The 24,840-nt window shown below is 45.8% G+C and carries 28 protein-coding genes; 21 read left to right on the top strand and 7 right to left on the bottom strand.

Translation table 11 applies throughout. The features are described 5' to 3' along the window. Window positions 1-77 precede the first annotated feature (77 nt). From AABA11_RS10925 to AABA11_RS10915, 3 genes are read left to right on the top strand one after another with little or no spacing between them, the layout of a single operon-like run. Window positions 78-953, top strand: coding sequence for a hypothetical protein (locus AABA11_RS10925; protein ID WP_338267845.1), 876 nt, complete (start codon window positions 78-80; stop codon window positions 951-953). Window positions 954-965: 12 nt separating this feature from the next. Beyond that, the gene (locus tag AABA11_RS10920; RefSeq protein ID WP_338267842.1) at window positions 966-1,982 is read left to right on the top strand and encodes a DUF2333 family protein; all 1,017 of its coding nucleotides are present in this window, start codon (window positions 966-968) and stop codon (window positions 1,980-1,982) included. A 7-nt stretch (window positions 1,983-1,989) separates the two neighbouring features. Beyond that, window positions 1,990-2,493, top strand: a complete 504-nt coding sequence (locus AABA11_RS10915; RefSeq protein WP_338267839.1) for a GNAT family N-acetyltransferase — start codon at window positions 1,990-1,992, stop codon at window positions 2,491-2,493. A 45-nt stretch (window positions 2,494-2,538) separates the two neighbouring features. Here AABA11_RS10915 and AABA11_RS10910 read toward each other — a convergent pair whose 3' ends face one another. Further along, window positions 2,539-3,885: an anti-phage deoxyguanosine triphosphatase gene (locus tag AABA11_RS10910; RefSeq protein WP_338267836.1), complete on the bottom strand. Its 1,347-nt coding sequence runs from the start codon at window positions 3,883-3,885 to the stop codon at window positions 2,539-2,541. A gap of 111 nt (window positions 3,886-3,996) precedes the next feature. Between AABA11_RS10910 and AABA11_RS10905 the strand changes: the two genes are divergently transcribed. Beyond that, complete coding sequence (locus tag AABA11_RS10905; protein WP_338267833.1) at window positions 3,997-4,302, top strand: LysR family transcriptional regulator; 306 nt, start codon at window positions 3,997-3,999, stop codon at window positions 4,300-4,302. Window positions 4,303-4,350: 48 nt separating this feature from the next. Here AABA11_RS10905 and AABA11_RS10900 read toward each other — a convergent pair whose 3' ends face one another. From AABA11_RS10900 to pabB, 3 genes are all read right to left on the bottom strand, one after another. Beyond that, window positions 4,351-5,085: a phosphoadenylyl-sulfate reductase gene (locus AABA11_RS10900; protein ID WP_338267831.1), complete on the bottom strand. Its 735-nt coding sequence runs from the start codon at window positions 5,083-5,085 to the stop codon at window positions 4,351-4,353. Window positions 5,086-5,190: 105 nt separating this feature from the next. Next, entirely contained in the window at window positions 5,191-5,841 is a 651-nt protein-coding gene (locus tag AABA11_RS10895; protein ID WP_338267829.1) for a CoA pyrophosphatase, read from the bottom strand. Window positions 5,842-5,849: 8 nt separating this feature from the next. Then, a complete protein-coding gene (pabB, locus tag AABA11_RS10890) occupies window positions 5,850-7,274 on the bottom strand; it encodes an aminodeoxychorismate synthase component I (RefSeq protein ID WP_338267827.1) in 1,425 nt (474 codons plus the stop codon). 136 nt (window positions 7,275-7,410) lie between these two features. Between pabB and AABA11_RS10885 the strand changes: the two genes are divergently transcribed. The 5 genes from AABA11_RS10885 to AABA11_RS10865 all read left to right on the top strand — a co-directional run bounded on the left by AABA11_RS10885 (window position 7,411) and on the right by AABA11_RS10865 (window position 10,683). After that, window positions 7,411-8,283, top strand: a complete 873-nt coding sequence (locus AABA11_RS10885; protein ID WP_338267825.1) for an alpha/beta hydrolase — start codon at window positions 7,411-7,413, stop codon at window positions 8,281-8,283. A gap of 104 nt (window positions 8,284-8,387) precedes the next feature. Continuing rightward, window positions 8,388-8,921: a GspH/FimT family pseudopilin gene (locus AABA11_RS10880; RefSeq protein ID WP_338267823.1), complete on the top strand. Its 534-nt coding sequence runs from the start codon at window positions 8,388-8,390 to the stop codon at window positions 8,919-8,921. Beyond that, window positions 8,918-9,292 carry a hypothetical protein gene (locus AABA11_RS10875; protein WP_338267820.1) on the top strand — a complete coding sequence of 125 codons (375 nt, stop codon included), beginning with the start codon at window positions 8,918-8,920 and terminating at the stop codon, window positions 9,290-9,292. The genes AABA11_RS10880 and AABA11_RS10875 overlap by 4 nt, the downstream gene beginning before the upstream one ends. Beyond that, window positions 9,289-10,170: a type II secretion system protein gene (locus AABA11_RS10870; protein ID WP_338267819.1), complete on the top strand. Its 882-nt coding sequence runs from the start codon at window positions 9,289-9,291 to the stop codon at window positions 10,168-10,170. The genes AABA11_RS10875 and AABA11_RS10870 overlap by 4 nt, the downstream gene beginning before the upstream one ends. Before the next feature lie 36 nt (window positions 10,171-10,206). Then, window positions 10,207-10,683, top strand: a complete 477-nt coding sequence (locus AABA11_RS10865) for a hypothetical protein (RefSeq protein ID WP_338267817.1) — start codon at window positions 10,207-10,209, stop codon at window positions 10,681-10,683. Here the strand turns inward: AABA11_RS10865 and AABA11_RS10860 are convergent. Next, window positions 10,667-10,927, bottom strand: a complete 261-nt coding sequence (locus tag AABA11_RS10860) for a PP0621 family protein (protein ID WP_338267814.1) — start codon at window positions 10,925-10,927, stop codon at window positions 10,667-10,669. The genes AABA11_RS10865 and AABA11_RS10860 overlap by 17 nt on opposite strands. Before the next feature lie 73 nt (window positions 10,928-11,000). On the opposite strand from AABA11_RS10860, the gene AABA11_RS10855 reads away from it, so the two are divergent. From AABA11_RS10855 to AABA11_RS10830, 6 genes are all read left to right on the top strand, one after another. Next, the gene (locus AABA11_RS10855) at window positions 11,001-12,638 is read left to right on the top strand and encodes an NAD+ synthase (protein WP_338267811.1); all 1,638 of its coding nucleotides are present in this window, start codon (window positions 11,001-11,003) and stop codon (window positions 12,636-12,638) included. Then, window positions 12,631-14,067: an FAD-dependent oxidoreductase gene (locus AABA11_RS10850; RefSeq protein WP_338267809.1), complete on the top strand. Its 1,437-nt coding sequence runs from the start codon at window positions 12,631-12,633 to the stop codon at window positions 14,065-14,067. The genes AABA11_RS10855 and AABA11_RS10850 overlap by 8 nt, the downstream gene beginning before the upstream one ends. Window positions 14,068-14,681: 614 nt before the next feature. Continuing rightward, window positions 14,682-15,029, top strand: coding sequence for a T6SS immunity protein Tdi1 domain-containing protein (locus tag AABA11_RS10845; RefSeq protein ID WP_338267806.1), 348 nt, complete (start codon window positions 14,682-14,684; stop codon window positions 15,027-15,029). 115 nt (window positions 15,030-15,144) lie between these two features. Continuing rightward, on the top strand, window positions 15,145-15,765 hold the full coding sequence (locus AABA11_RS10840; RefSeq protein ID WP_338269666.1) for a VRR-NUC domain-containing protein: 621 nt from the start codon (window positions 15,145-15,147) through the stop codon (window positions 15,763-15,765). Between the two features lie 84 nt (window positions 15,766-15,849). After that, entirely contained in the window at window positions 15,850-16,638 is a 789-nt protein-coding gene (locus AABA11_RS10835) for a hypothetical protein (RefSeq protein ID WP_338267803.1), read from the top strand. 97 nt (window positions 16,639-16,735) lie between these two features. Further along, entirely contained in the window at window positions 16,736-17,737 is a 1,002-nt protein-coding gene (locus AABA11_RS10830; RefSeq protein ID WP_338267801.1) for a DUF4238 domain-containing protein, read from the top strand. A gap of 52 nt (window positions 17,738-17,789) precedes the next feature. On the opposite strand, the gene AABA11_RS10825 is transcribed toward AABA11_RS10830, so the two are convergent. After that, entirely contained in the window at window positions 17,790-19,001 is a 1,212-nt protein-coding gene (locus AABA11_RS10825; protein ID WP_338269659.1) for an IS256 family transposase, read from the bottom strand. A 197-nt stretch (window positions 19,002-19,198) separates the two neighbouring features. On the opposite strand from AABA11_RS10825, the gene AABA11_RS10820 reads away from it, so the two are divergent. The 3 genes from AABA11_RS10820 to AABA11_RS10810 all read left to right on the top strand — a co-directional run bounded on the left by AABA11_RS10820 (window position 19,199) and on the right by AABA11_RS10810 (window position 21,287). Further along, window positions 19,199-19,633, top strand: a complete 435-nt coding sequence (locus tag AABA11_RS10820) for a hypothetical protein (RefSeq protein WP_338267799.1) — start codon at window positions 19,199-19,201, stop codon at window positions 19,631-19,633. Window positions 19,634-20,197: 564 nt separating this feature from the next. Then, on the top strand, window positions 20,198-20,767 hold the full coding sequence (locus tag AABA11_RS10815) for a DJ-1/PfpI family protein (protein ID WP_338267796.1): 570 nt from the start codon (window positions 20,198-20,200) through the stop codon (window positions 20,765-20,767). A gap of 160 nt (window positions 20,768-20,927) precedes the next feature. Then, entirely contained in the window at window positions 20,928-21,287 is a 360-nt protein-coding gene (locus AABA11_RS10810; protein WP_338267794.1) for a ribbon-helix-helix domain-containing protein, read from the top strand. 13 nt (window positions 21,288-21,300) lie between these two features. Here the strand turns inward: AABA11_RS10810 and AABA11_RS10805 are convergent, their stop codons facing one another. After that, window positions 21,301-21,786: a cytochrome b gene (locus AABA11_RS10805; RefSeq protein ID WP_338267792.1), complete on the bottom strand. Its 486-nt coding sequence runs from the start codon at window positions 21,784-21,786 to the stop codon at window positions 21,301-21,303. 243 nt (window positions 21,787-22,029) lie between these two features. Here AABA11_RS10805 and rluF point away from each other — a divergent pair, with 243 nt between their 5' ends. The 3 genes from rluF (at window position 22,030) to AABA11_RS10790 (ending at window position 24,822) form a co-directional block, all read left to right on the top strand. After that, window positions 22,030-23,034 carry a 23S rRNA pseudouridine(2604) synthase RluF gene (gene rluF, locus AABA11_RS10800; protein ID WP_338267790.1) on the top strand — a complete coding sequence of 335 codons (1,005 nt, stop codon included), beginning with the start codon at window positions 22,030-22,032 and terminating at the stop codon, window positions 23,032-23,034. Between the two features lie 405 nt (window positions 23,035-23,439). Then, window positions 23,440-23,793 (top strand): DMT family protein, encoded by a 354-nt coding sequence (locus AABA11_RS10795; protein WP_265730089.1) that lies wholly within the window; start codon window positions 23,440-23,442, stop codon window positions 23,791-23,793. A gap of 27 nt (window positions 23,794-23,820) precedes the next feature. Further along, window positions 23,821-24,822 (top strand): hypothetical protein, encoded by a 1,002-nt coding sequence (locus AABA11_RS10790; protein WP_338267786.1) that lies wholly within the window; start codon window positions 23,821-23,823, stop codon window positions 24,820-24,822. The last annotated feature ends 18 nt before the right edge of the window (window positions 24,823-24,840 follow it).

Genomic DNA, 24,840 nt, shown 5'->3' with positions numbered 1-24,840 from the left:
ATTCTTATTTCACTAGGATAAAGGTGAGGGTGTAGACTACCAACCTACCTTAAAGTTGCCAATCTCAAGGGGAAAAATTGAGTAAAAACCGAATCTTAATTCTCATTCTTGTGCTTTTCATGACAGGGTGTCAGCAAACGGTAAAAACTGCAAAAGACACGCAGCCACGACAAGAACCACCAATACAAGAAGCAGAAACAAGTAAGCCAACATCATCGGGTAACGAAGCGACAGCAGCAGATTTGCCCGCTGAGTCGCCCGCAGAGTTGGAGAGCGAACCTTTAGCAGAAGTTCGTGTAGAAAAAATGCTTACGCCAGCACAGCGCTTGACACAACAGTTGATTGAGCAAGGCGAAAGTGCGCTGACTGCCGAACGTCTTTTGACGCCAGTGGAAGACAACGCCAATTTGTATTTTCAAGCGGCGTTAGGGCGAGATCCGGGTAACTATCGTGCTATACAAGGAATTTCAGCCATTGTTGATGTGTATACGCAATGGGCTTGGCAGTCCGCGCAGCGACGAGAATATTCAAAAGCAGCACGCTATATTGACTCTGCGCGATCCGTAAACCCAGAAGACCCAACCATTGTTGAGATGGATTCTCGTATTAGTGACTTGAAAGCCAGGCGAGAAAACGCCGCCCGCATTGCCATTAAAAAACGCAGCGAACCAACAGGCAGTGACACGGATACAACGGAAGAAAGCGTCGTAAAGGCAGGTCAGTTCAGGTTGCCAGAAACGCTGTTTAGCTTAAGTGAAGACGAGATAATTGCGCAGATCCAGCCTATTATAGATGAAGTGTCAAAGACCAATCAGTCGCTTGCTATTTATTGGCCGAACGACAAAGAAGCGCGTTTAATTTATCAAATAATTAACAGCCGAGTAACAGAGTTTCGTGTGCGAGCGATGACCTATCATCGCGCCGATTACATGGTCGAATTACAACAAGATTAAGGTGGCTCAATAATGTCATGGTTAACGAATAAGTTTCGCGTTTTAACGTCCTTTATTAATTTCTCCAGCATGGGGAAAATAGCCGCATCTGTGGTAATCGTTGCTGCTGTTTTGCTTAGCTTTCTAGGTATGTACTGGAGCAACGAGCCAGATCAATTTGATGTAGTGGCTACCGCGAAAGAAAAAGCGGCGGAACGTGGGTATTTGAATAACAGTAAAAAATTGGTTGTGGGTTACACCACAGCCAGCACCTTACACAGTATTGTTGAAACACTGTTGGATAAACCGGGTGGCTTTATTAGCAACGACATTCTTCCGCCGGGCGTGTTCATGGACAACATGCCAGCATGGGAGTTTGGTGCGCTTGTGCAATCCCGCGATTTGGCCAGAGCGTTTCGTAAAGAATTTAGCCGTTCTCAGTCCCAGTCGACAGAAGACGTGAACTTAAAAATCGCTGAGCCGCAGTTTAACTTTGACACCAAAAGTTGGGCGCTGCCTTCCAGTGAAAGCGAATATCGTCGCGGTAACAAAGAGTTGATGGAATACCTTGATCGATTGGCGGGTCCATCAAACAATAAAGCGCAATTTTACGCTCGTGCGGATAACCTGTCAGATTGGTTGTCCGATGTGAACACGCGTTTAGGTAGCTTGTCTCAGCGTTTGTCGGCCAGCGTCATTGAAGACAAACCACAACTGGAATTAGACGAAAATACCCGTTACGTGCGCACGCCTTGGTCAAAAGTGGACGATGTTTTTTACGAAGCACGAGGAACCAGTTGGGCACTCATTCACATACTTCGAGCAGTGGAAGTCGACTTCTTCTTCACCTTACAAGACAAAAATGCGCTGGTTAGTTTGCGTCAAATTATTCGTGAATTAGAAGCAACGCAATCCAGCATCTGGTCGCCTTTCATCTTGAATGGTAGCGGTTTTGGGGTTTTGGCCAACCACTCCTTAGTCATGGCGTCGTATATTTCTCGCGCTAATACCGCGATCATTGACCTGCGTCGTTTGCTAGAGCAAGGCTAACGCGTACATGTCATTTCACACTAGCAAGGGCGTTCGTCTAGCCGAATTAGACGACGCCCCTGTCATACTAGACATATTCCAACAGTGTGATCTTTTTGCCATTACGGGAAAACGCCAGCATGACATTGGTTTGCTGGATGTCATCGACTGGTTGGAAAGTGCGACGGAACAACACCCTCTTTTTGTTCTAGAAGAGCAGGGTGATGTCATTGCGTGGTGTTCCGTCGAACCCTTTTACGGCTTACCCGCCTTCGACACCGCATGCGAAGTCAGTTTCTACGTCCTACCAAACCAACAAGGAAAAGGCGTTGGCGCGCGGCTATTTCAACACCTAGAAAATAACCGACTGGAACTAGATTTCACCCACCTTGTCGCCTACATCTACGCCAGTAACCTCGACAGCCAAGGCTTCTTCAAACGCCAAGGGTTTGATCAATGGGGACGGCTGCCGAATATTGCCCAGAACGAGCAGACTAAAGAAGACGTGCTTTTGATGGGTAGAGAGTTTTAGTTCTTTATTTCCTCCCCTTGGAAGACAAAAGGGGAGGGGGCAACACTACATTGGCTCAAACACGGATCCTAAGCTCGGAACAAATAACTTATTGTACATGCGGCTGGCGTAGTCGTCGGTCATGGAGGCCATGTAGTCGCAGATGATGCGCAGTCCGTTTTCTTCGCGTTCTTGGCTTTTTCTCCATTCGTTGGCGATTTCTCTTGGTAGCAATCGGTTTGGATCGGCGGAGTAAGCTTCGAACATTTCCAGTAGCATTTGCTGGCCTTTGTAGACGAGCATTTGTACTTCTGGACGTTGGATGATGTGTTGCATTTCAAATTGCTTTAGCAGGTTGAGTGCTTGGCGTTGGCCTTCTGGTAAACCAACTTGGAAACGCAGCAATGGGTGTTCAAATTGTGTTTTTTCGATCACTTGGCAAGAGGTGATGAACCAGCTGACTAGGCTGCCAATGGCTTCTTTTCGTAGGTGGCTTTGGCGGCTGAACAGTTGGGTGCGAATGTCGTTTAGGTTTTCGGCTAAAAAGGGTGACGCTAATGCGGCGAGTTTGGGCTCTAGGTGTTCAAGCCACATGTCTTTGGTGACCATGCCTAGGACAATGGCGTCTTCTAGGTCGTGTACGCCATAGGCGATGTCGTCCGCTAGGTCCATGATGCTGGTGTCAAAGCTGGCGTGTTTGGCTTTGGCGTGGCCATCTGGTTCGGTTTGGTTTACTTCTTGTAATAAGCTTTTATCGGCTTGGCTAAAAGGCTCGATGATCCAGTTTAGTAAGTCTTGCTCTTCTTGGTAAACGCATTTCGGCGGTGCCCAATTTGATGCTTTGAATTGGCGAAAGTTTGCGGGTTTTTCTGGGTATTTACCCACAACATTGGCGTGCAAGACGGGGTATTTTAAAATCCCCAATAACGTACGGCGTGTGACGTCCATGCCATAGGTAGGCGAATAAGAACCGCGCTTACCCAGGATTCTGAGGGACTGTGCGTTGCCTTCAAAACCACCATTGCTTTGCATCATGTAATTGAGTGCGACTTCACCACCATGACCAAAAGGAGGGTGCCCGATGTCGTGGCTTAGGCAGATGGTTTCAATCAAGGCGTCTTCCGCGAGCCAAGGCTGAAAGCTGGCATCAGCAGGGGAGCTGTGTTTGAGCTGGTGGACGATACCATTGCCTATTTGGGCAACTTCCAAAGAGTGAGTGAGGCGTGTACGGCTGTAGTCGTTTTGTCGAATGGCGAGAATTTGGGTTTTGGACTGCAGACGACGAAAGGCGGCGCTGTGAATGATTCTCGCTCTGTCCCGCTGGTAAGGGGTGCGGTAGTCGTTGTCGCGGGATTCTTGATGACCGGATTGTCTTTCGTGCCAAGGTAACATCTCGTCTTGTGCGTTTGCCATGCTCATAATCCACTAATATCAATAATTCTGAGTCTTTCACGAAAACACGATATAGGTCAATGTTCGTAGAAAAAGCCTTGGGCATAATGACGTCTACTATAAGGAATCTTTATGCTTAGCACACAACATCTCATTACCTTTAAAGCCTTGGTTGAAACGGGCAGTTTTACCAAAACCGCGAAGCAGTTGGGGCTAACGCAGCCGGCGGTGAGTCAACACATTCAAAAGTTAGAGCGTGGGTTGGGTGAACCGCTATTGATTCGGCATGGTCGTTCAACAGATATGACGCCAGCGGGAGAAGTCTTGCTACAACACATTAAGGAGTTGGAGGCCTGTTATGACGGTTTTATGGCATCGTGGCAAAACCATTTAGACAGTAAAACAGAGGATGACATTTTAATAACAAAAAGTGCCTAACAAAAAGCGCCTAAATCATGTCGTTAGGCGCTTTTTGTGGATATTGAATTATTGCTGCGCTGTTGGGATGAGATTTCCAATGTGTAAGCCACATTCTTTGTGTTCAGATTCTTCCCACCACCAGCGACCTTCTCGTTCGTGTTGATTCGGTAAGATAGGGCGAGTACAAGGCTCGCAGCCGATGCTGGTAAAACCTTTCAGATGCAATTCATTGTAAGGAACGTCAAACATTTTGATGTAGTTCCACACGTCTTCTGAAGACCAGTTTGCTAGAGGGTTAAACTTAAATAGGTCTTTTTCGTCGGTGCTAAACGCGCTGTCTTTTTCGGCAAAAGCCAACACGTTGCGTGTGCCAGGACTTTGGTCTTTGCGTTGTCCGGTGATCCACGCATCAAGCGTGCCTAATTTGCGCTTGAGCGGCTGCACTTTACGAATTCCACAGCATTCTTTGTGACCGTCTTCGAAAAAGCTAAACAAGCCTTTTTCGCGAGTGAAGTTTTCTAGAGCTTCACGGTCTGGAGAAAGGATGTCGATGTTGATTTTGTAGTGTTTGCGAACTTGTTCGATAAAGCGATACGTTTCCGCATGAAGGCGGCCAGTATCCAATGAAAACACGTGAATGTCTTTTTTGGCTTTGACAGCCATGTCAATCAGGACAACATCTTCTGCGCCACTAAAGGATATGGCGATGTTGTCGAATTCTTTCATCGCGTTATGGATGATCTTTTGCGCTTCGTCTTCTTTGTTGTTGGCAATAAAAGACGCTAAATCAAATGCTGACATAGGATAATTTACCCTGTTCTAAGTTACGTTAGCTGTACCATAACAATTTGCAGCGCTGAAAGAAAAGACGAAAGAACACTAACCTTATAATGCTTGAAAACGTGCCTAACGAATGTGTTTGGCGAGCGTTTGGTAAAGGCCATATAAAATGCCCGCGGTCACCCCCCAAATGCGGATTTCTTCGTAGTCTATTTCGAAGTAGCCACGTGAAATGGTGTCGAGTTTCTTTTTTCTAAATCGGTAGTTTTGCGGCGTCAGTAGGTGACGTAATGGTACCCAATGTACGGATTTTACTTCGTCTTCGCACAGGCTAAGTTCGCTCCGGCGTGTCATTTCGGCAACGATGGGTTTAATGCAGTAGCCAGAGACAGTGCAATACTCACCGAGTTCTCCCAGTAGGTCAAAACAGTCAGGCGATAATCCAACTTCTTCTAAGGTTTCGCGTAAAGCGGTGTATTGGATGCTGGCATCGTCTGGGTCGTGTTTGCCACCAGGAAAGGCGATTTGCCCTGGGTGATTACGCATGTGCAACGCGCGCTGCGTGAGAAGCACATACAGTTCTCCGTTTTCAGGTTCGCGCCAAATCGGTATAAGTACCGCTGCCGACCGATAATGCAAGTCATAACCGCTGGGGAACATTTCCTCGTCGGGGTTATGAATTTGTTGGGCATACGGTTCTTTGTCTAATGCTGCACGAATGTCATCCAAACTTAAATCAATGGGGGGAGCATTTAAAAACTGCTCTATGTCAGACATGATACGGCCTATTTCAAAAAGTCTTGTTCTAGAGTATGGGTTAATTTGCCCACTTTGGTAAAGGTTTCTTGATATTCTTCTTGGCATTTCGAGTCGGCGACTAAGCCGCCTCCAGCCCAACAATGCAGCTTGCCATGGTCCGCTACTAAGGTGCGAATGGTGATGCTGGAGTCCATTTGGCCATTGGCGCTGAAGTAGGCAATGGAGCCGCAATACGCTGAGCGTTCGTGTGGCTCTAGCTCATCGATGATTTCCATTGAGCGAATTTTCGGGGCGCCTGTAATGGAGCCACCGGGAAAGCTTTGATGAAAAACGCGAATGGCTTGATCGGCTCGATCAATGCGCCCCTCAACTGTGGAAACCAGATGATGCACGTTGGCGTAGCTTTCTAAGGCGAAAATTTTAGGCACCTTGATACTGCCCGTTAAACAAGTACGACCCAAATCATTGCGCAGTAAGTCGACGATCATGAGATTTTCTGCTCGGTCTTTTTCCGAGGCCAATAGCCAATCAGCATTGGCTTTGTCTTCTTCCTGTGTGCGGCCGCGCGCTACCGTGCCTTTGATCGGTTTGGATTCCACTCGGCCTTGATCGCACAGCAAAAAACGTTCTGGAGAATGGCTCAGCAAGCTTTGCTCTGGCGACAGTTGCAGGTACGCCGAAAACGGCGTTGGGCAGACGTTTCTTAAAGCGAGGTACGCGGTGAAGGTGTCGCCTTGGTATGTGCTAGAGAAACGCTGCGCTAAATTCACTTGATAACAATCACCCGCTTGAATGTAAGCTTGCACAGAGGCAAATTTTTGCGCGTAGTCGGCTTCTGTCATATTTGATGTAAAGGGCGTGTTTAATGCGAAGCTATGAGCATGGTGGAGTTCGTGTTTTACCAATACATCATCACACGCGCTGGTGAAGCGGTTGATTAAGTCGGCCGTCTCTGTTTGGTCGCACCAAGGGGAAATAATTAGCTGAGTGGTTTTGGTTTGATGGGCTGTGACCACCGCCCATGAGTACAAGCCAAGATTGAGCGTTTCTAAGTCAATGTCGTGGTTGACGGTGTCAGGAAGTTGTTCGACAAAATGACCACTTTCGTACCCGTAATACCCCAATAATCCGCCGATAAATGGCAAGTCTTTTGGGGCAGATTGCGCCCAAGGTTCTTGGCAAATTAGGCTCATGAGTTCGTTTAGCAAGGTCATTGGATTGTGTGTGTCGCTCAATTCATAACGTGGTTTGCTGTACCAGGTTATGGGCTGGCCGCTGTGTTTAGGATGAATACGAGCCAGTGGGTTGGCGACTAAAATGTCGAAGTTGGTATCAGGGAAATGCTCATGATTGCTGTCGAGTAAAGCGGGATAAGGTAAGTCGCGTACCGCAGAAAAGAAGGACAGTAATGATGTCTGATAAGGGAGATTAACCTGTTTGATTTCTGACATTTATTCCAATACCTAGTAATATGATCGCTTTCCTCGGCGGTGCTTTTGGCGCCATCGTGAAAAGGTGTAAATATGCATTCTTGCGAAGAGCAAGCATTGTATTCTTTTAATAAGGGTCCTCACAGGTTAATTACAAGTGTCTGACGTTTTTTTTCTTTCTTTGCCCAATGCGCGTGTTGCCTATCGTTTGTATGAAAATCCCAACGCACAAACCGATCGTGTTTGTATTTTGTTGCACGGTGCGGGGGTGGCAGGGGAGATCACTTTTGCTCCTATGATGCCGTATTTTACGCAATGGCGTTGGATGCTTGTGCCAGATTTAAAAGGCATGGGGGACTCGTTTCATCATCATGGGGAAGAAGGCGCCGTATCGATTGACGAATTGACCAGCGAAGTGGAAGCATTGCTGGCTCATGTCAAATGGGACGATTTTGACTTGGTCGCCTATTCGCTTGGTGGGCTAGTTGCGTTGAATTTGAATCATCAGCGTAGCCTGAAAGGCAAAAAGTCAGTGAAAATGGCGTTGTTAGAGCCCGCATCGTTAGATCGTGAAGACTTGTCCACCTTGATGGATGTTCGCCAAAAGTATCGTAATGCGTCTAAATTGATCCGTGACACGGGAGATGTGGAACTGGGTGTGGCGTGTTTTATGGACGGTGTGTCGCCAAACCGTCGCAAACACCCTGTGGCAGAAGCCACTACGCAGTCTCGTCTTGCTCATCGACCGTTTGGGTTTGCTTATGCGTTGGATGCGGTGACGGATCATGTTGCTCTGATGGCGAACGAACCACATCGTCGTCAGGCTATGATTGATGCGTCCGAACAGGTGTTTTTGTTTTCGGGAGAATTAAGTCATGATGCTCTAAAGCAGCATTATGACTTGTTGAGTGTTCAGAACCCGACTTGGCAGCATAAAACCATGAGCGCCTGCGACCATTCGCTGCCGTTTCAAAAGCCCAGACAAATTGCCAATCATATAAACCAGTGGTTTATAGAGGGTTCCAGTTAAGTAGCCTGTTTGAATTATGTCGTGCGTTCGAATTAAGTCATACTGTAAAAAATAACTAATGGGCAAGGATGCCCATTTTCAACAAAGCAACAAGGAGGTTGTCAATGAACCGTCTGCACGGTTTTTCACTACTGGAATTGATGTGCGTGCTCGCCATTTTGAGCATCTTAGCGCACGTCGGTTCGATGCAGTTTCTTAGTGTGAGTCAATCCGGTCAAGACAAGCAAACGCTCAAAAACGAGATGAAGCGCTTGGGTGAGGCGTTAACTCAAGCGCGACAGCTGGCGGTGATCAGCGGCCAGGCCAGTTTTTTGTGCGGTGGTGTGACGTGTGATGGCGTTTGGTCTTCAGGGTTTTCACTTTATCAAACGGAGCCTGTTACCCCGAATTTGCTAGAAGACGACAGGGTAAAAAAGTGGTTTCGCCAGATGGCTTTTGATAAAGCATTAAGGGTTTCATGGCGTGGCTTTCCTGCGAAAAAACAGCAAATAGAATTTCACTCTAACGGCTTATCCAGTTATCAAAATGGCACCTTTGAGCTTTGTCTGGGTGACTGGCAGGCGGATTTAATTTTGAATCAAAGCGGCCGTTTTTATCTGACTGACCCCAAAGCCATAGATGAAGGAGCGTGCGAATGACGTTCTTGCATAGATTGTCTATTCATTCTAAATCCCGACAAAGCGGGTGGATTCTGCTGGAAGTGATGTTGTGTTTGGTATTGTTTGCCGTGGTGTTGCGGGTGTCACAGCAACAAACCCAAGGACAATGGCAGTCTGTTCAACGGGCAGAAGAACGGCGCAAGAGTTATGACAACACATTAAAGCAAGCCGCAATGGCGCAATTGGTCGGTTCGGTATCTTGGCTAGAAGGTTCTCCAGAGGTGGTTAAAATTGAGTACCCAGATTGCCTGCAGTGCACGGGGAGCCAATTGCAAAACTGGTTTTATGCGACCCAATATTTTTTTCCTGAGTCGACGGTTTTAGCGCTTGCAGAAGAGGATGCCCAATGAAACGGATTCGTGAATTACAGGGCAGTTTGCTGATCGAGTTGCTGGTGGTGTGTGCTTTAATTGCTCTGTTTCTTCCTTTGTTGGTAACGGCATTTGCCCAGATGCAAGAGCGACACCTTTTAGCGCAAACACATCAAGATCAACGCGCCATTAAGGCGGCAATTGATGCGCATTTTCAGGCGCAGTGGGCGCGTTTGAGACCGGCGAGTTGTCGTATTGATGCAACGCTATTAGTGATGATTGGTTCAGGGACGTCCGCACCATCACGCTTGGCGGCTCGCGATGTCGATGAAACATCAGACTGGTTAATGGGAGTGGATTATGGCTTGTGTAGAGGAACGACAACCGTTCGAGAAAACCCTCTTGATGTCACTCTGGATTGCCATTGGAACGCGGGTGATAACGTTAGCTTTGCGTCATGCGAATCGAATGTAAAGGGGCAAGTATTTAGTACGTCCGCCAGAAAAAGTGTGATCAAACTGGAAAACGATCTGGTCATTGGTCAGTCTGGCATTATTGAAAGCGAAGACGGCTTTTACTGGTACTTGTCAGAAGGAATGCAAGGTAGGAAAGCACTTTGGCGGACCCCTGACGTGAGCGGTACGTCATTGGAGTTGTGGAATGGTATTGAGCGTTTATCGTTTTTCCCGCTATTGGACAACAGTGGTAATGGCATGGTTGATACGCTGGACACTCAATATGGCGCGTTTCCAGTGACGCAATTACGAGGCTTGTGGGTCGAGTACTTGTATCGAATGGACGATTGCAAGCTCGAAACGAGTACGTTGATTGAACAAGAGTATCGTTCCATGAGAGGGGATATATGGCGCTATTCCTCGCCTTGTCAGGGCGTCGGTAATCATATTGTTGTGTTGTAAAGTCAGTAGCGGTTTTGAAAGGGAGGTCGATGCAGAATGGCATTGTCTGTGAGGAATCAAGGTAGAGTGCGGCGAAGAAGGCAACAGCAGGGTTGGATTTCATTGCCTATTATTGCATTGCTTATTGCGCTGTCGAGCTTGTCTATGCAGTTTCAAGAAAAGCAATTGGCGTCTTATCTGTGGCAGGGGCACGTAGCGGAGGTAACCGAGGAGCAAAGCCTATGGGCGGATTTTCAAAAAGCCTTGGTTTTGTCTCCGAGTTTTGCATTATCCGTGCTTAGCGAATGTATAGGATTTTGCGATTTGCAAGTCATCGTCTCAGAGCAGACTTGGCAAAGTGGTGACGCATCTCTGCGTTATCGTTGGGAACGTTATGAGTCGTTGCCAGATGAAGATGAGAATTCAGCCACTTTTTATCGACTCTGCGCCACACAAAACCAGCAACAGTATCGCTGCTGGTGGTGGCAAGAAAATCGTTTGCTTTCGAACGGCTGGGTCAGTGCTTCTGATTAAAGGCTTTCAAATGTTCAGCACTGCAAAATGGACGCGCTTCTTGGTCATGAATCGCATGAGAACGTGGCGTGAAAGTTTTGCATTCTTCACAGCGAACCATATTTTCCTGATTCTCATGTTGCTTAGTCGAATCCTGTTTTTTGGCTTCCGCTGGCGACTGACTGCGTTTAAACGCGATAAATTGGCGGTATAACCACCATCCAATAAAGAAAATAGCAACAAAAACGATCAAACGTACGATCATACACTTTACCTAGCTTGGGTTATTCCAGACAATAACGGGCATATTCTAACAGAGTTCATGAGATAGCAACTGTATGACATTACGAATTGCAATGGCACAGCTGGATATGCTGGTCGGTGACATCACTAAAAACACCCAATCCGTTATAGATGCGGCGAATCAAGCCCGCGATCACGAACGTGCCGATGTGGTGGTTTTTCCTGAGTTAACCTTAACGGGCTACCCACCAGAAGACTTATTGTTGCGCGCCAGTTTAGACCCACGTATTGAATCTGCATTGGCGAAGATATTAGCCGAAGTTCGTGACATTTATGTTGTGGTGGGATACCCACGACGCATTGATGGCGAATTATTTAACTGCGCGGGTGTGATTTATCAAGGTCAATTGCTGGTGGAATACGCTAAGCAAAAGCTGCCGAATTTCCTTGTATTTGATGATAAACGTTACTTTAGCGAAGGCCGTGAAGCGGGACTTGTCGACATTAAAGGGGTCAAAGTCGGCCTCAGTATCTGCGAAGACATTTGGCATCCAGAGCCGATTGCCCAAGCCAAAGCGGCGGGCGCTGAACTGATTCTTAACTTGAACGCTTCGCCTTATCACATTGAAAAAATGGGCGAGCGTGAAGAACTGCTTCACCAGCGTGCGACCGAAGTTACTTTACCAATTGTCTATGTGAACTACATGGGCGCGCAGGACGAATTGGTGTACGAAGGTGGCTCTTTTGTGGTGAACGCCAAAGGCGAGAAAATCATGCAAGCGCCTTGGTTTGAAGCGGGTTTGTATTGCATTGATATGATCGTTGATGACAGCCAGCCTAACAAGGTCGAGCCTGTCGCTGGCGCGATTGCTCCTGCCTTGGGTGTGGAAGCCAGCGTGTACCAAGCTATGGTGCTTGGCTTGCGTGACTACATTACTAAGAACCGATTTAAAGGGATTGTGCTGGGTTTGAGCGGTGGTATTGATTCTGCTTTGTCTTTGGCGGTGGCCGTCGATGCCATCGGTGCCGACCGAGTTCAAGCGGTGATGATGCCTTACACTTATACGTCTTCCATTAGCTTGCACGATGCGGAAGAAGAAGCCACTCTGCTGGGTGTGAAATACAGCGTTTTACCCATTGAATCCATGGTGTCTGCTTTTACCGACGTGTTAGCCCCAGAATTCGAAGGCTACGGCAAAGACACCACAGAAGAAAACCTACAAGCGCGTACTCGTGGCGTGACCCTAATGGCGATTTCTAACAAGAAAGGCTACATGGTACTCACCACAGGCAACAAAAGTGAAATGGCGGTAGGCTATGCCACTCTTTATGGCGACATGGTCGGTGGTTATTCCGTACTAAAAGATGTCTTCAAAACCTTGGTATTCAAACTTTGCCGCTACCGCAATACTTTGGGCTACGTTATTCCTGAACGCGTCATCACACGACCGCCTTCTGCTGAATTGGCGCCAGATCAAAAAGACGAAGACTCTTTACCGAGCTACGACATCCTCGATGAAATTTTACGCATGTACATCGAAGAAGATCAAAGTGCAGACGCTATTCTTGCGACCAAGAAATTCGACCGAGAAACCGTATATCGCGTACTTCGTCTTGTTGACGTCAACGAATACAAACGTCGCCAAGCCCCAACCGGTGTTCGTATTACCGCTCGTGGTTTTGGACGAGATCGTCGTTACCCGATTACCAATGGTTGGCACATTGGTGAGTAATTCGTACTGGGCAGCGTGCCCCGATTGCCAAGGGCGGGGTAAAAAAAGCCGCCGACTGCGCAAAAAAGTGCGATTGAATTATCAAAAAGCGTTGGACGCATTTGAACAATCAAACGGCGATGGTGAGGCTCCTGACCGCCCCAAAGGGCATCTTGAGTCGTGTTCGCATTGTGCTGGGTCTGGGTTGGTTTCCAGCGCTTCATTTCCTGTTGCTAACACAGACAATTACCCTCATGTCGCGATTATTGGTGGCGGTATAGGTGGCGTTGCCTTGGCGGTGGCGTGCTTGCATAGAGGCATTCCTTTCACGTTATACGAACGTGACAGCAGCTTTAATGAGCGCTCCCAAGGCTATGGTCTAACCCTGCAACAGGCGAGCAAGGCAATAGAAGGCTTGGGAATTTTTGCCTTAAAAGAAGGTGTTATTTCCACTCGACATCTTGTTCACACCACACAAGGTAAAGTGGTTGCTGAATGGGGAATGAGAAAATGGATGGCATCGGCTGAACAGCCAAGTTCGGTAAAGCGCACCAATGTCCATATCGCTCGCCAATCACTGCGTTTAGCGCTACTCGATCAACTCGGTGAAACTAGTGCAGTGCAGTGGAATCATCAGCTCGTTGAATTTACAGAATCCGATGGCGCGGTTGAGCTAACCTTTAAAGTAGGTAATGAAATTAAACGCAGCACAGCAGACCTTGTTGTAGGCGCTGATGGCATTCGAAGTGCTGTACGCAAGCAATTGATCGGCGATGAAGCCAGCCCACTGCGTTATCTTGGCTGTATCGTGATTCTAGGCATTTGTTCATTAAGCGATCTTGATGGCGTTAAAAGCGACTTATTGGATTCCGCGACCGTTTTTCAAACCGCCAACGGTAATGAACGAATCTACATTATGCCCTATGCCGCAGATTCTGTGATGTGGCAGTTGAGCTTTCCCATGTCAGAGGACGAGGCGAAGGCCTTGAGTAGCCAAGGTGCTCAAGCATTAAAAGAAGAAGCGTGTCGCAGAACTCAATGGCATGATCCCATTCCTCAAATAATGACCGCGACTCATGCATCCATGGTGTCAGGTTATCCTGTGTACGATAGAGCATTGCTAACACCGGCGGATTTTAACCTGGCTGGCAAAGCCACCTTGATTGGCGATGCCGCCCACCCAATGAGCCCATTCAAGGGGCAGGGCGCGAATCAGGCAATATTAGACGCATTAGCCTTGGCCAGAGAGATCACTAAAGGTTGCTGGTCTTCGTCCGGTTGGCGTGAAAAGGGCATTCGTCACAGTGTATTAGCCGCCTATGAAACGGATATGCTGGAACGCAGTGCGGTCAAGGTAAAGGACTCCGCCGCTGCCGCTGAATTTTTGCATTCAGAAATGGTATTGCATGAAAGCGACGAGCCGCGAGGCCGGTATCTTAAGAAAGACTAAGCTCTTTCGTTCAGCAAAAAGCTGAATGGGTAACTTTTTTCCGTTGCTTAAACGCCATAAAGTCGCGCAACTTCGTCGCGTCGAACTGACTTCATCGTAGCTAATCGTCTGCACATTTATACCCGATACCGTGATCCGCCGTTGAAAGCGAAGCTTTCACATGTAGGTCGCGCCTTTAGGCCGACAATCAGCTGATTATGACGGTATATACAGTCTATTTTTGAAATAAACGCACTTTTGCGCGTTTAGCCATTTCAAATAAAACCGTTGTGCGCGTTTTGTACTGGTAGAAAGTAAAAAAGTTTCCTAATATCAATGAATAAGGATCTACCGTGTGCTCTTTTTTAGGAAATAACGCGCAGTGGATAAATGAAAAAACACGCATGCTCGTTTTTCCGGTTTTGATTTTTGCTAGCATCTCTATTAATGGCTTTAAAGTCAAAGGCTTACAAGGATATTAAGAAGGTTTTAAATATGTTTAAACATGCATGCGGACTATTAAGATGTTATGCGGTAAGGCAGTCACGAGCATCATTCAGGAAGTGAAAGATTCATGGGGTTGGATCGGAATCGAACCGCTCACAATTGTAGGCGAAAACGATTTTGGCAATCTTATGATTGAAGACGTGGACGGTAAGTATTGGCGCCTTAGTCCTGAGGATGTCTATTGCGAGGTGGTGGCCAACGACCGAAGTGATTTAGATCGACTGTCTCAAGACCAAGATTTTTTAGAAGATTGGTATATGCAGACGTTGGTTGAGCAAGCAAAAGAAAGCTTCTGTGAACTTCCGGAGGGCCGAAAATACTGTCTCGTCATTCCTGGTGCGCTAGGAGGGGAATACGGAATCTCGAACATCAAAACCGCGCCCCTTGTCGATCTAGTTCGTTTCTCAGGTGATCTCGCAAAACAGATTAAAGACCTTCCTGATGGGGCGGAAATTCAACTCAGGGTGGTTGATTGATTCCGCATAACAAGCGGCATCACAGCGACCGCTTTTCCGCCGCTTCGCGGCTCCAAACCGGCGTGTGTGCCGGGCGTTATATGCCAAGTAGGGAGAGGTGGGCTCAGTGAAACCAATGTCTTTAGAGAAGCAATGTGAAGAACTGTCCCTGCCGCTGGAAGAAATTCAGTTAGACTATGAAGGAAAACCAGAGCCTGCATTACTCGAGCATTTCGAGAATCTAGGTTACGTTGGCTCATTTATTGAAGGCTATACTTTTCTTACAATTTTAAAAGCATTGATGCTTGATAAGCTGGCCGAGCTAAATACTTTTAATGATAGAAATGATGCTTGTACAAGATATCTCGAAGCGCAGCTTACCATTCATCAAAATAAATTGAGTGAAATTATTAATTCAATTCGCAGTACATCTAGGAAAAAATATCTGAGTAACTTAAGAGAAATATTTGATCAGTCATTTATACAAAGAGAATATCCAAGTCTTTCCTTTGAATGCTGCGAAGCTTTATTTGATGCCATAGAAATAGAAACTTTCATAGCAGTAGCGAAGAAGTTTTCTGAAGATCCATACTCATATAGAAGTGGTTGGCCTGATTTGATAATAGTAAAAGGTAGCGAAGTCAGATTCATCGAAGTAAAAACGACAGATAAGTTGCATAAAAGCCAGTTGCTAACGATTCCAACTTTTAAGGAAGTTCTACCATATGAATTTAGTGTCTGTAGAGTCCGGAAATAACTGGATATAACAAGTAAATGCAGCCGACCGCTAAAGCGTCGGCTGATTTAAGCGTTAAGCATCTAGAATCACGAAGGAGATAAAGTGATAGATATCAATAACCCAGCCGGTCGCTATTACGAAATATTGCGTAAAGCGAAGGGCAAAGGAGATGACCTTAAAGTTCGCCAAGTGTGGGCTCAGGTTCTAGATGAAGAGGAAGGTGACGATTCTTCAATTACCAAAAAGATAATCGAGGTATACCAACTTGGAGAAGAGGTTAAAGGCCTTATTGGTATGAGTGAAGGTGTCAATAAAGAACTGTATCTTTCCTCATTTCCCCAAATTGAGAGAGCAATATTTCCTCTAAATCTTAACACAACATGGAAAGGACAAAAGCAACAGCTAAATGATGGCGTCATGACAAGGCTGCAGTTTTGCTCAGAACTATTATCATCTATCTATACTGAAGAGCAGTTGCAAGATGATGATCTAGCGCAAGTTACTAATCTGATTGACGAACTATTTAGCACGGTGCTAGAAAGCTCGTTGGAAGGCGGCATTAGAATTACCCTCTTAGAAGAGATCGAGCGCTTACGAACAGCCCTTTCTATGTACAAAATTAAAGGTGCTAAGGGTCTTAAGCAATCTCTTCAATCAACCATAGGCATGGTAGTAGCAAACCAAACAGAATTATCAAACGTGGCTAATTCGAATCCAGATGTTATTGAGAGATTGGGAAAGCTAATTGATAAGGTTGATTCATTCACAGCTAAAGCGCTAAAAGTTCATAAAGCACTGACAAAGCCTGTACGGTTTCTCATAGGTCTTGTTACTGACAGTAATGACTTATTACCGGAAGAGCCCGAGCCCGCTGATGCCACCGATGCTTAACAAACGCATGTTGTCGGACTGCTTTTCCACTGCGCTTCAAATCAGCCGCAAATGCGGACGTTATATTTCTCAGCGAGCTAGGTGCTAAATTTAATTTATGTCGAAAAATACACAAAAAAATCACTTCAGTCCGGTATTTGCGAACAAGTATTGGACTAATGAAGAAGCCGGATGGAAATACAAGTATTATTACTTCTGTGAGCATAGACAGTGTGTTATTGATTCGAATAAAGATAAGGGAAAAACAGCATGGGGGTATGAGTTAAACCTGTACTCGCAAGAGCTGGAAGATCGTCTTGACCGTGAGTTAGAAAACGAAAGTTCAATACTTTATGAGAAAATAATTAAAGGTGTAGCCTTAACTGCTGATGAACGAATGAAATGGGGCCAATTTATTGTCACGCAAGCAATTCGGACGCCCAGCTTTTTAAAATACCGAGATTATGTGGAAAATTTAAATGGCGAGGATTATTCCTATAAAGACACAATTTTAGGTTGTGCCGGGTGCGAAGAGAACAAATATATTGCAGCAAGAAACTGGGTAATACTCAAAGCTCACGAAGACGACTTATTTATCCGTACAGATAATCCTGTGTACATGACGGGCTTTCTTAATAACCCTACAACCACTATATTTTATCCTTTGACTCCTGAGCTATGCTTCGTTGCTTGTTCAGCAGTTGAAACAATTTTACTTCCCAAAGGTATGGAGTTACCGTTTCCAAAGCAAGTCTTCCTGCAGCTGGAAAAGGGGGATGCATGGAGCATTAATTTTGAGCTCTTAAAGTCTACGAGCTCATCAATAATTGTTGCTAAGAAGGATAATAGCCCTGCAGTTAGCCATATGACACTCCAGACTCTCGGTGTGTTTCCTCAAATACCATTTATGTTGTCTTCTGCAAATAACTATTATTCGGGGGCTCTGGAAATTGAGTCGATAACAAAAATCATGTCAGCGGCGGATAAAGTAGATTACCCATCATATCGGGAGTATCCATTTAATCCATTTTATGGAATTGAGTTCTCAGAAGGTATAAATCCATTTTCTGTTTTTGGGGTTACTGACGAACAACTGCGAAAACAGGGTTTGATTGAATAAATATAACAAAAAGCTGCACGCGACCCTGTAACAGATTCTGTGTAACTACCATTTAGTTAAGGTGCTTTTCGAGTCGCTCCTCGAACTCAATAATAAATCGACTCATCGCTTGGCGCCAGTTTTGAATGGGCATTGTCCATTTTTTACTGGCCTCTCTAATGGCAAGATAAACCATTTTCCTCGCAGAATCGTCGCTTGGGAAGACTTTACGTTTTTTAATGGCTCTACGGATGACACTGTTCAGTGATTCAATAGCGTTCGTTGTGTAGATCGCTTTGCGGATATCGTCAGGGTAACTAAACAGTGTATTAAGATTATGCCAGTGATTGCGCCACGATTTGGTGATTTGCGGGTATTGATCGTCCCAGACGCCTGCGAAACGATCTAACTCCAACAAGGCTTCTTCTTCCGTTGCAGAGCGGTAAACTTGCTTTAAGTCCGCCGTCACCGCTTTGTAGTCTTTCCATGATACATACTTCAATGAGTTGCGTACCATATGCACGATACACAGTTGAATGCTGGTTTGTGGGAAAACGGCATTGATGGCTTCTGGGAAGCCTTTTAGACCATCAACACAAGCGATGAGAATATCTTCTACACCACGCTGCTGAAGCTCAGTGAGGACGTTTAGCCAGAACTTAGCCCCTTCGTTTTCAGCAATCCACATGCCCATGAGTTCTTTATGACCGTCGGTGTTGATACCGAGTGCCAAGAAAATCGATTTATTGATAACACGCTTATCTTGGCGGATTTTCAACACAATACAATCAAGATACACAATGGGATAGATGGCATCCAAGGGGCGTGCTTGCCATTCAGTTACTTGCTCGATCACCGCGTTGGTAACACGTGATACCAGTGTCGGAGATATCTCAGCACCGTACCATTCATCGAAGGCATTGACGATGTCTCGGGTACTCATACCTTGCGCGTAGAGCCATAGGATTTTATCGTCCATGGAAGTAAAGCGGGATTGGTGCTTTTTGACCAGCTTTGGTTCAAAAGAACCTTCGCGGTCACGAGGCGTATCCAGTTCAAACTCACCATCTTCCGTCTTAATACGCTTACTGTTCTTACCATTACGACTGTTGGTTGACGAGGATTTTTGATGTCTCTCGTAACCCAGATGCTCATCCATCTCTGCATTCAAGGCCGCCTCAACGGTAATCTTCTTCAGCATTTGGCTAAATTCGTTAAGATCCTCAGGCGTTTTAATGCCTTTGGCGGCTTCTTTTGCGAAGGCTTCCAGTTCTTTTTGGTTCATTTGCATCTACCTATCCTTAATTCTCTATAGAATATGTTGTGATAGGTAGTTACACAAAATTAGTTACAGTCTCCTGCACGCTGACACATACTGCTATGCTCGTTTTTGTGTATGTCGCGCTTAGCTCCATTTTATACAAAACCGCTCTCCGCAGTATGTGCCGGTGAGCTTGGCGTTGACCCTCTCATTGAGTGCTGATGTTAAGAACAATAGTTCAATTATTATCGTTAGCTGCTCACGGAAATGAATATCTATCGGATCGTCCTGATAGAGTTATGGACAAGTTAGGCACTGTAATTATGAATCTTACTAAAGGAAGTAAAGTTGTCCTTGTATTAGACGTGCTTTCAATAGCGTTGTTTTTATACGTGCTTTATTTTCGTGCTTTTATATACGCAGACATGTATATCGCTCCAGACGAACCTTATGGGATATCAGACATCATTGAGCTTTTGCTTGGCGCTGTGTTTATTCTATTGTCACTCGTTTCGATGATTGTTTCTTTGGTGTTATTTATTCGTGGTGCATCGCAATCCAAAGTTTGGGCTGAATGTCTAGTGATCACCCATGCAGTTATGTATTTATCGTTTACTTCAATACATGCTCTGGCAGCAAGCTATGGTTCAGCGTAAGAGTATTATCCAGCCTTGTCCCTGTAAAAAGCAGCGGTTGGCTTCATTCCGTGTCGACTTAAAGGCTCTATCTACAAGATGAAAGCTTCGCTTTCAGCGTCAGATCACGCCTCGTTCCTCGTCTCATCAGACCTACGGTCTTTGGTTCCATTATGAAGTCAGTTAGACGCGACGAAGTTACCCGCTCAGCAGAGCGGAATAAAGGTTGGTAATACAAAGCGTTTGAGTGGTGCCAAAGAGGAAATAGGTTCCCGCCTTCGCGGGAATGACTGGGAATACAAAGCGTTTGAGTGGTGCCAAATAACAACCCCATCCTCCGCCTTCCCCTTGGAAGACAAAAGGGGAAGGGACTTAGCTCTGTTCCATCGAGCGGAATCAAAGCACGATTTACAAGATGAAAGCTTCGCTTTCAGCGTCAGATCACGCCTCGTTCCTCGTCTCATCAGACCTACGGTTTTTGGTTTCGAAAAGGGGAAGGGTTCAATGTAATAACCCATTAATACCTTTTTGCTTTCTCTAGCTGTTACAACATAGGACGTTTTAATCAAAACAGGAGAAGGTGTCATGTCTAATAAAAAAATCTTAATGATCACGGGTGATTTCACGGAAGATTACGAAACTATGGTGCCGTTTCAGGCGTTGATGAGTGTGGGTCATACGGTGCATGCGGTGTGTCCAGATAAGAAGTCTGGCGATACGGTGGCGACGGCGATTCATGATTTTGAAGGCGATCAAACTTATACGGAGAAGCCGGGGCATCGTTTTGCGTTGAATGCGACTTTTGCGGATATCAAGGCGGAAGATTACGATGCTTTGGTGATTCCCGGTGGGCGAGCGCCTGAGTATCTTCGTTTGAATAAAGCTGTCGTTGCTATGGTTAAGCATTTCTTTGATGCCAACAAGCCTGTGGCGGCGGTGTGTCATGGTGCGCAGTTGTTGGCGGCTGCAGGTGTTTTGGAGGGCAGGAAGTGTTCTGCGTATCCTGCTTGTCAGCCAGAGGTGGAGCTTGCGAAAGGGGAGTTTATGGAGATTCCCGTTGATCAGGCGGTTACGGACGGTAACTTGGTAACGGCGCCAGCGTGGCCTGCGCATCCAGCATGGCTTGCCCAGTTTTATGTTTTGCTAGACAAGTAAAACGCTGAGACTTGGTGAGTCTATTAGGGCGGATTTGATTTTGTCATCAGACAGTAAACGTTAAATTCGTCCGACTCTTTTTTCGCACCTTCGACTAGACTGTTTGCATTGAGTCATTTCATTCCAATAATAAAAAACGTCATTCGATAGGGAAAATACAATGTGTAAGCTCTTTGTGAATTCAGATCCTAGTCTGTGGGAAAATGTCACTCGTTCTTTGCGTATTGATGGCATGGTCACCAGTATTCGTTTGGAAAGTTTCTTTTGGTTTACGCTGGAAGAGATAGCTCAGCGCGATAAGTTGTCCTTGTCGCAGATGATTGCCAAGCTCAATCATGAAGCCTTGGATGCGGGTCATAATTTGGATAATTTCACGTCTTTTCTGCGAGTGTGTGCGATGCGCTATTTGCATTTGCAAACCATTGGTATGTTGCCTCATTCCCATGAAGTGAGTATCGCGTCTCTTAATACGGATCGTATTCTTGAACAGGAGAGATACTATCTAGAGACGCATCAATGATCCTCTTTAGCGGTTATTTTTGCCCTAGCATTTTCAATAATGTCCCGTCTTTTAATACATATTGATGAAACAGTGCCGCCGCGGCGTGTAGCAAGACTAATGTCATCATGATGTTCATGGCGATTTCGTGGACATCGCCCATGATGTGAATGCCTAAGTACCAAGCAGTTGCGCCAAATACAGGCACTAAAAACATCAGTGAATATAAGATTTCATGGACAATACGAGACGCTCGGTCGAGTAAGTTCGTTGCGGCTGTTTTGGTTTTTTTAGACGCGAAGCGAACGATAATTCGGAGTAGAACCAGAGCAATAATGGCTAAGCCAACGTAGACATGCAGAGAAGCAACCAAATTATAGCCTGCTGTGCTGTCGTCTAGATGTTGACGAAAAGCGCGTCCCATTCCTTCGCTAACGAAGTAGTTGAAAATAATTAAGGCTGCAATGGCCCAGTGCAGTAGTATTTGTGCTGTGTTGTAGGTTCTTTCTTGGTTTTGCATTTTAAATCTCCATTTTTAAGCTGTTGATGCAGTGGCTGCGCTTTTACCAGTGAACTTTAGCGAGGCAAGATTAAGGTTTTCTTAACGACGAATGCATTGAGTATATTTTTTAGATTTCTGCCTATCTCCCTAAAATGCTCATGGCGTTTCCTATATAATGTGCGCCATCTCGTTGTTGACGATTCATTCAGTTTTGGTACTTTCTTGGTTTGAAAGGCTTTCTATTAGGTAAAACAGCACTTTATGTTTAATGCTTCTTCTACTCGTTTAAATAAATACATCAGCGAAAGTGGTATCTGCTCACGAAGGGACGCTGACCGCTTTATTGAGCAAGGTAATGTGTTCATCAATGGCAAGCGCGCTTCTGTGGGTGATCAGGTGGTTGCCGGTGATACGGTGCGAGTGAATGGGCAAATCATCGAGCCGCAAGACGCGGATGATTTTGTTTTTATTGTGCTGAATAAGCCTGTCGGCATTGTGAGTACCACTGAAAGTTCTGAAAGAAACAATATTGTCGATTTTGTTAGCCATGGTGTGCGGATTTTTCCTATTGGCCGTTTGGATAAAGACTCTCAAGGCCTTATCTTTCTGACCAATAACGGGGATCTGGTTAACAAGGTGCTGCGAGCGGGCAATAATCACGAAAAAGAATATTTAGTGACCGTGAATAAACCGATCACGGATGACTTTATTGCTGGTTTGGCGGGCGGTGTGCCGATTCTGGGGACAATGACGAAGAAGTGTCCGGTTAAAAAAGTCACGGCGAATGTGTTTAACATCACGTTAGTGCAAGGTTTGAATCGTCAGATTCGTCGTATGTGCGAGCATTTTGGCTATGAAGTCATGAAGCTTGAACGTACTCGTATTATGAATGTGAGTCTAAAAGGCATTCCTGTTGGTGAATGGCGAGATTTGACGCAAAAAGAGCTGTCGGTATTGCTTAAATCGATTGAAGATTCTTCCTCGGAAGCCAGTGCACCAGCGAAAAAGTCACGTAATGCGCCGCGCAAAAACACACGTGCCACAGCAACGCCCAAAAAATCCACGCCCTCAAAAGGCAATACTAAGTTTCCTAAAGAAGAAGGGCGGAAGCCACCCACTTCTCGGACGAAAGACAGACGCCCTTTTGGTGATGGTAAGAAGCCATCCGGTAAACCAAGCGGCGCGCCAAAAGGTCATGGAAAGCCGGCGAAGAATGGCAAGCGTCCAGCAAGAGGTAAAGCACCGCAACGCTCAAATCGGCCATAGCTGAGAGCGCCGTGTTCACATTTCACGCTGGATTATCTGGTATTTTGCTTGTGTCAGTATTGTGATTGTTTTTCCGTCAGACTGTGAATCTTTGCTGGTAATTACCTCAGGTGGTTTGTTTTAGGCAATAAATTTTTAAGATGGTTTTAGGGTAAAAGAGGGTGTCGCTATGGTTAGAAATCTACATAAATACACGATGCCCGGTGGCCCAATGATGTATCCTTAGGCCCAAAGGCTTTCCAGCAAGAGGAACGTGAAAACGTTCCTCTTTTTTTGTTTTTAAAAATGACAAATTTTGTTCCTAAGACGGCAAAAATAACCGAACCCTTGGGTCGAATGCTATTCTGTAATGCTTGCGTATGGTGTTAAATTTCGCTTTCGTTATTCATCATTTTGAGAGTGTGTATGAACCCAATCGCGTTGAGTGTGTCTTTATTGATTTGCAGTAACATTTTTATGACATTCGCTTGGTACGCTCATTTAAAAGAGCTTAATAACAAGCCATGGATCATTGCGGCTTTGGTCAGTTGGGGCATCGCGTTATTTGAATATTTGTTGCAAGTGCCTGCCAATCGCATTGGTTATACGGCGTTAAATGTGGGACAGTTAAAGATCATGCAAGAGGTCATTACGTTGATGATTTTTGTGCCGTTTTCTGTGTATTACTTAAAGGAGCCACTTAAGTTGGATTACCTTTGGGCTGGCTTGTGTCTAGTGGGCGCTGTGTATTTTGCGTTTCGCAGTAAGTTCAATGTTTGAGTCTCCCGTTTTATTGTAAGGATGAATATGTATACCGATGAAGATTTGAATTTGGCCGTTAAGCAGGGCGTTTTTAGCGATTCGTCGGTTGACGAGTTTCGCCGTCTTATGTCGTCGACGAAGGGGGCGCCCTTGGTCGATGAAGAAAACTTCCGATTGGTCGGTGGCTTTAATGATATTTTTATTGTGATTGCGTGCGGGCTGTTGCTGTTTTCTTCGTTGTGGGTGGTTCAAGCGTTTAACGACAGTTTGGGGTATCTTGTGTTCGCTGCCTTGTCTTGGGGGTTGTCGGATGTGTTCGTGTTGAAGCGAAAAATGGCGCTGCCTGCGATTGTGTTATTGCTTGGATTTGTGGGTGGTGTGTTTGCGTTTTCTGAGTCGTTATTGGGTGGCGATATGCCTTCCTCTGCGATTATTTCAACGTCACTTTCAACCTTAGCCGCTTATCTTCATTGGCGTCGCTTTCAGGTGCCTATCACGGTTGCTGTCGGCACGGGTGCGGCGTTGGCGTTATTGGCGTCGATTGCTATTAGTGTGTTTCCGCAGAGTCCTACCGTGTTGCTTTCATCCTTGTTTGTGTGCGGTTGCTTAGCTTTTTTATTTGCTATGTATTGGGATGCTGCAGATACGCGTCGTGTGACACGTAAATCGGATGTGGCGTTTTGGTTGCATTTATTGGCCGCGCCTTTGATGATTCATCCGGTTTTTTCCAGTCTGGGTGTGTTGGATGGAAACGACAGTCTGAACATTATGGTGTTGATTGTGGTGTTGTACGTTTTCATGACGGTGTTGTCGATTTCTATTGATCGTCGTGCTTTCATGGTGTCTTCGCTGATGTACGTTATGTATGCCTTGTCTAGCCTGATCGAGAATTACGGCGGTGTGGGGTACAGTTTGGCGGTGACGGGTGTGGTTATGGGGGTGTCTTTGTTGATGCTGTCTATCTATTGGCAAGCCGTGCGCAGAATGTTTTTAGCACGATTGCCAGCGCGTATACGAGGGTATTTACCCGCGGCTAATCTAGGTTAACGCTGCGTGTTTTGTGTC

Origin of the sequence: Marinomonas pontica (assembly GCF_036322735.1) — a bacterium.
GTDB classification, from domain to species: domain Bacteria; phylum Pseudomonadota; class Gammaproteobacteria; order Pseudomonadales; family Marinomonadaceae; genus Marinomonas; species Marinomonas pontica.
This window is presented reverse-complemented; position numbering and strand designations above follow the sequence as displayed.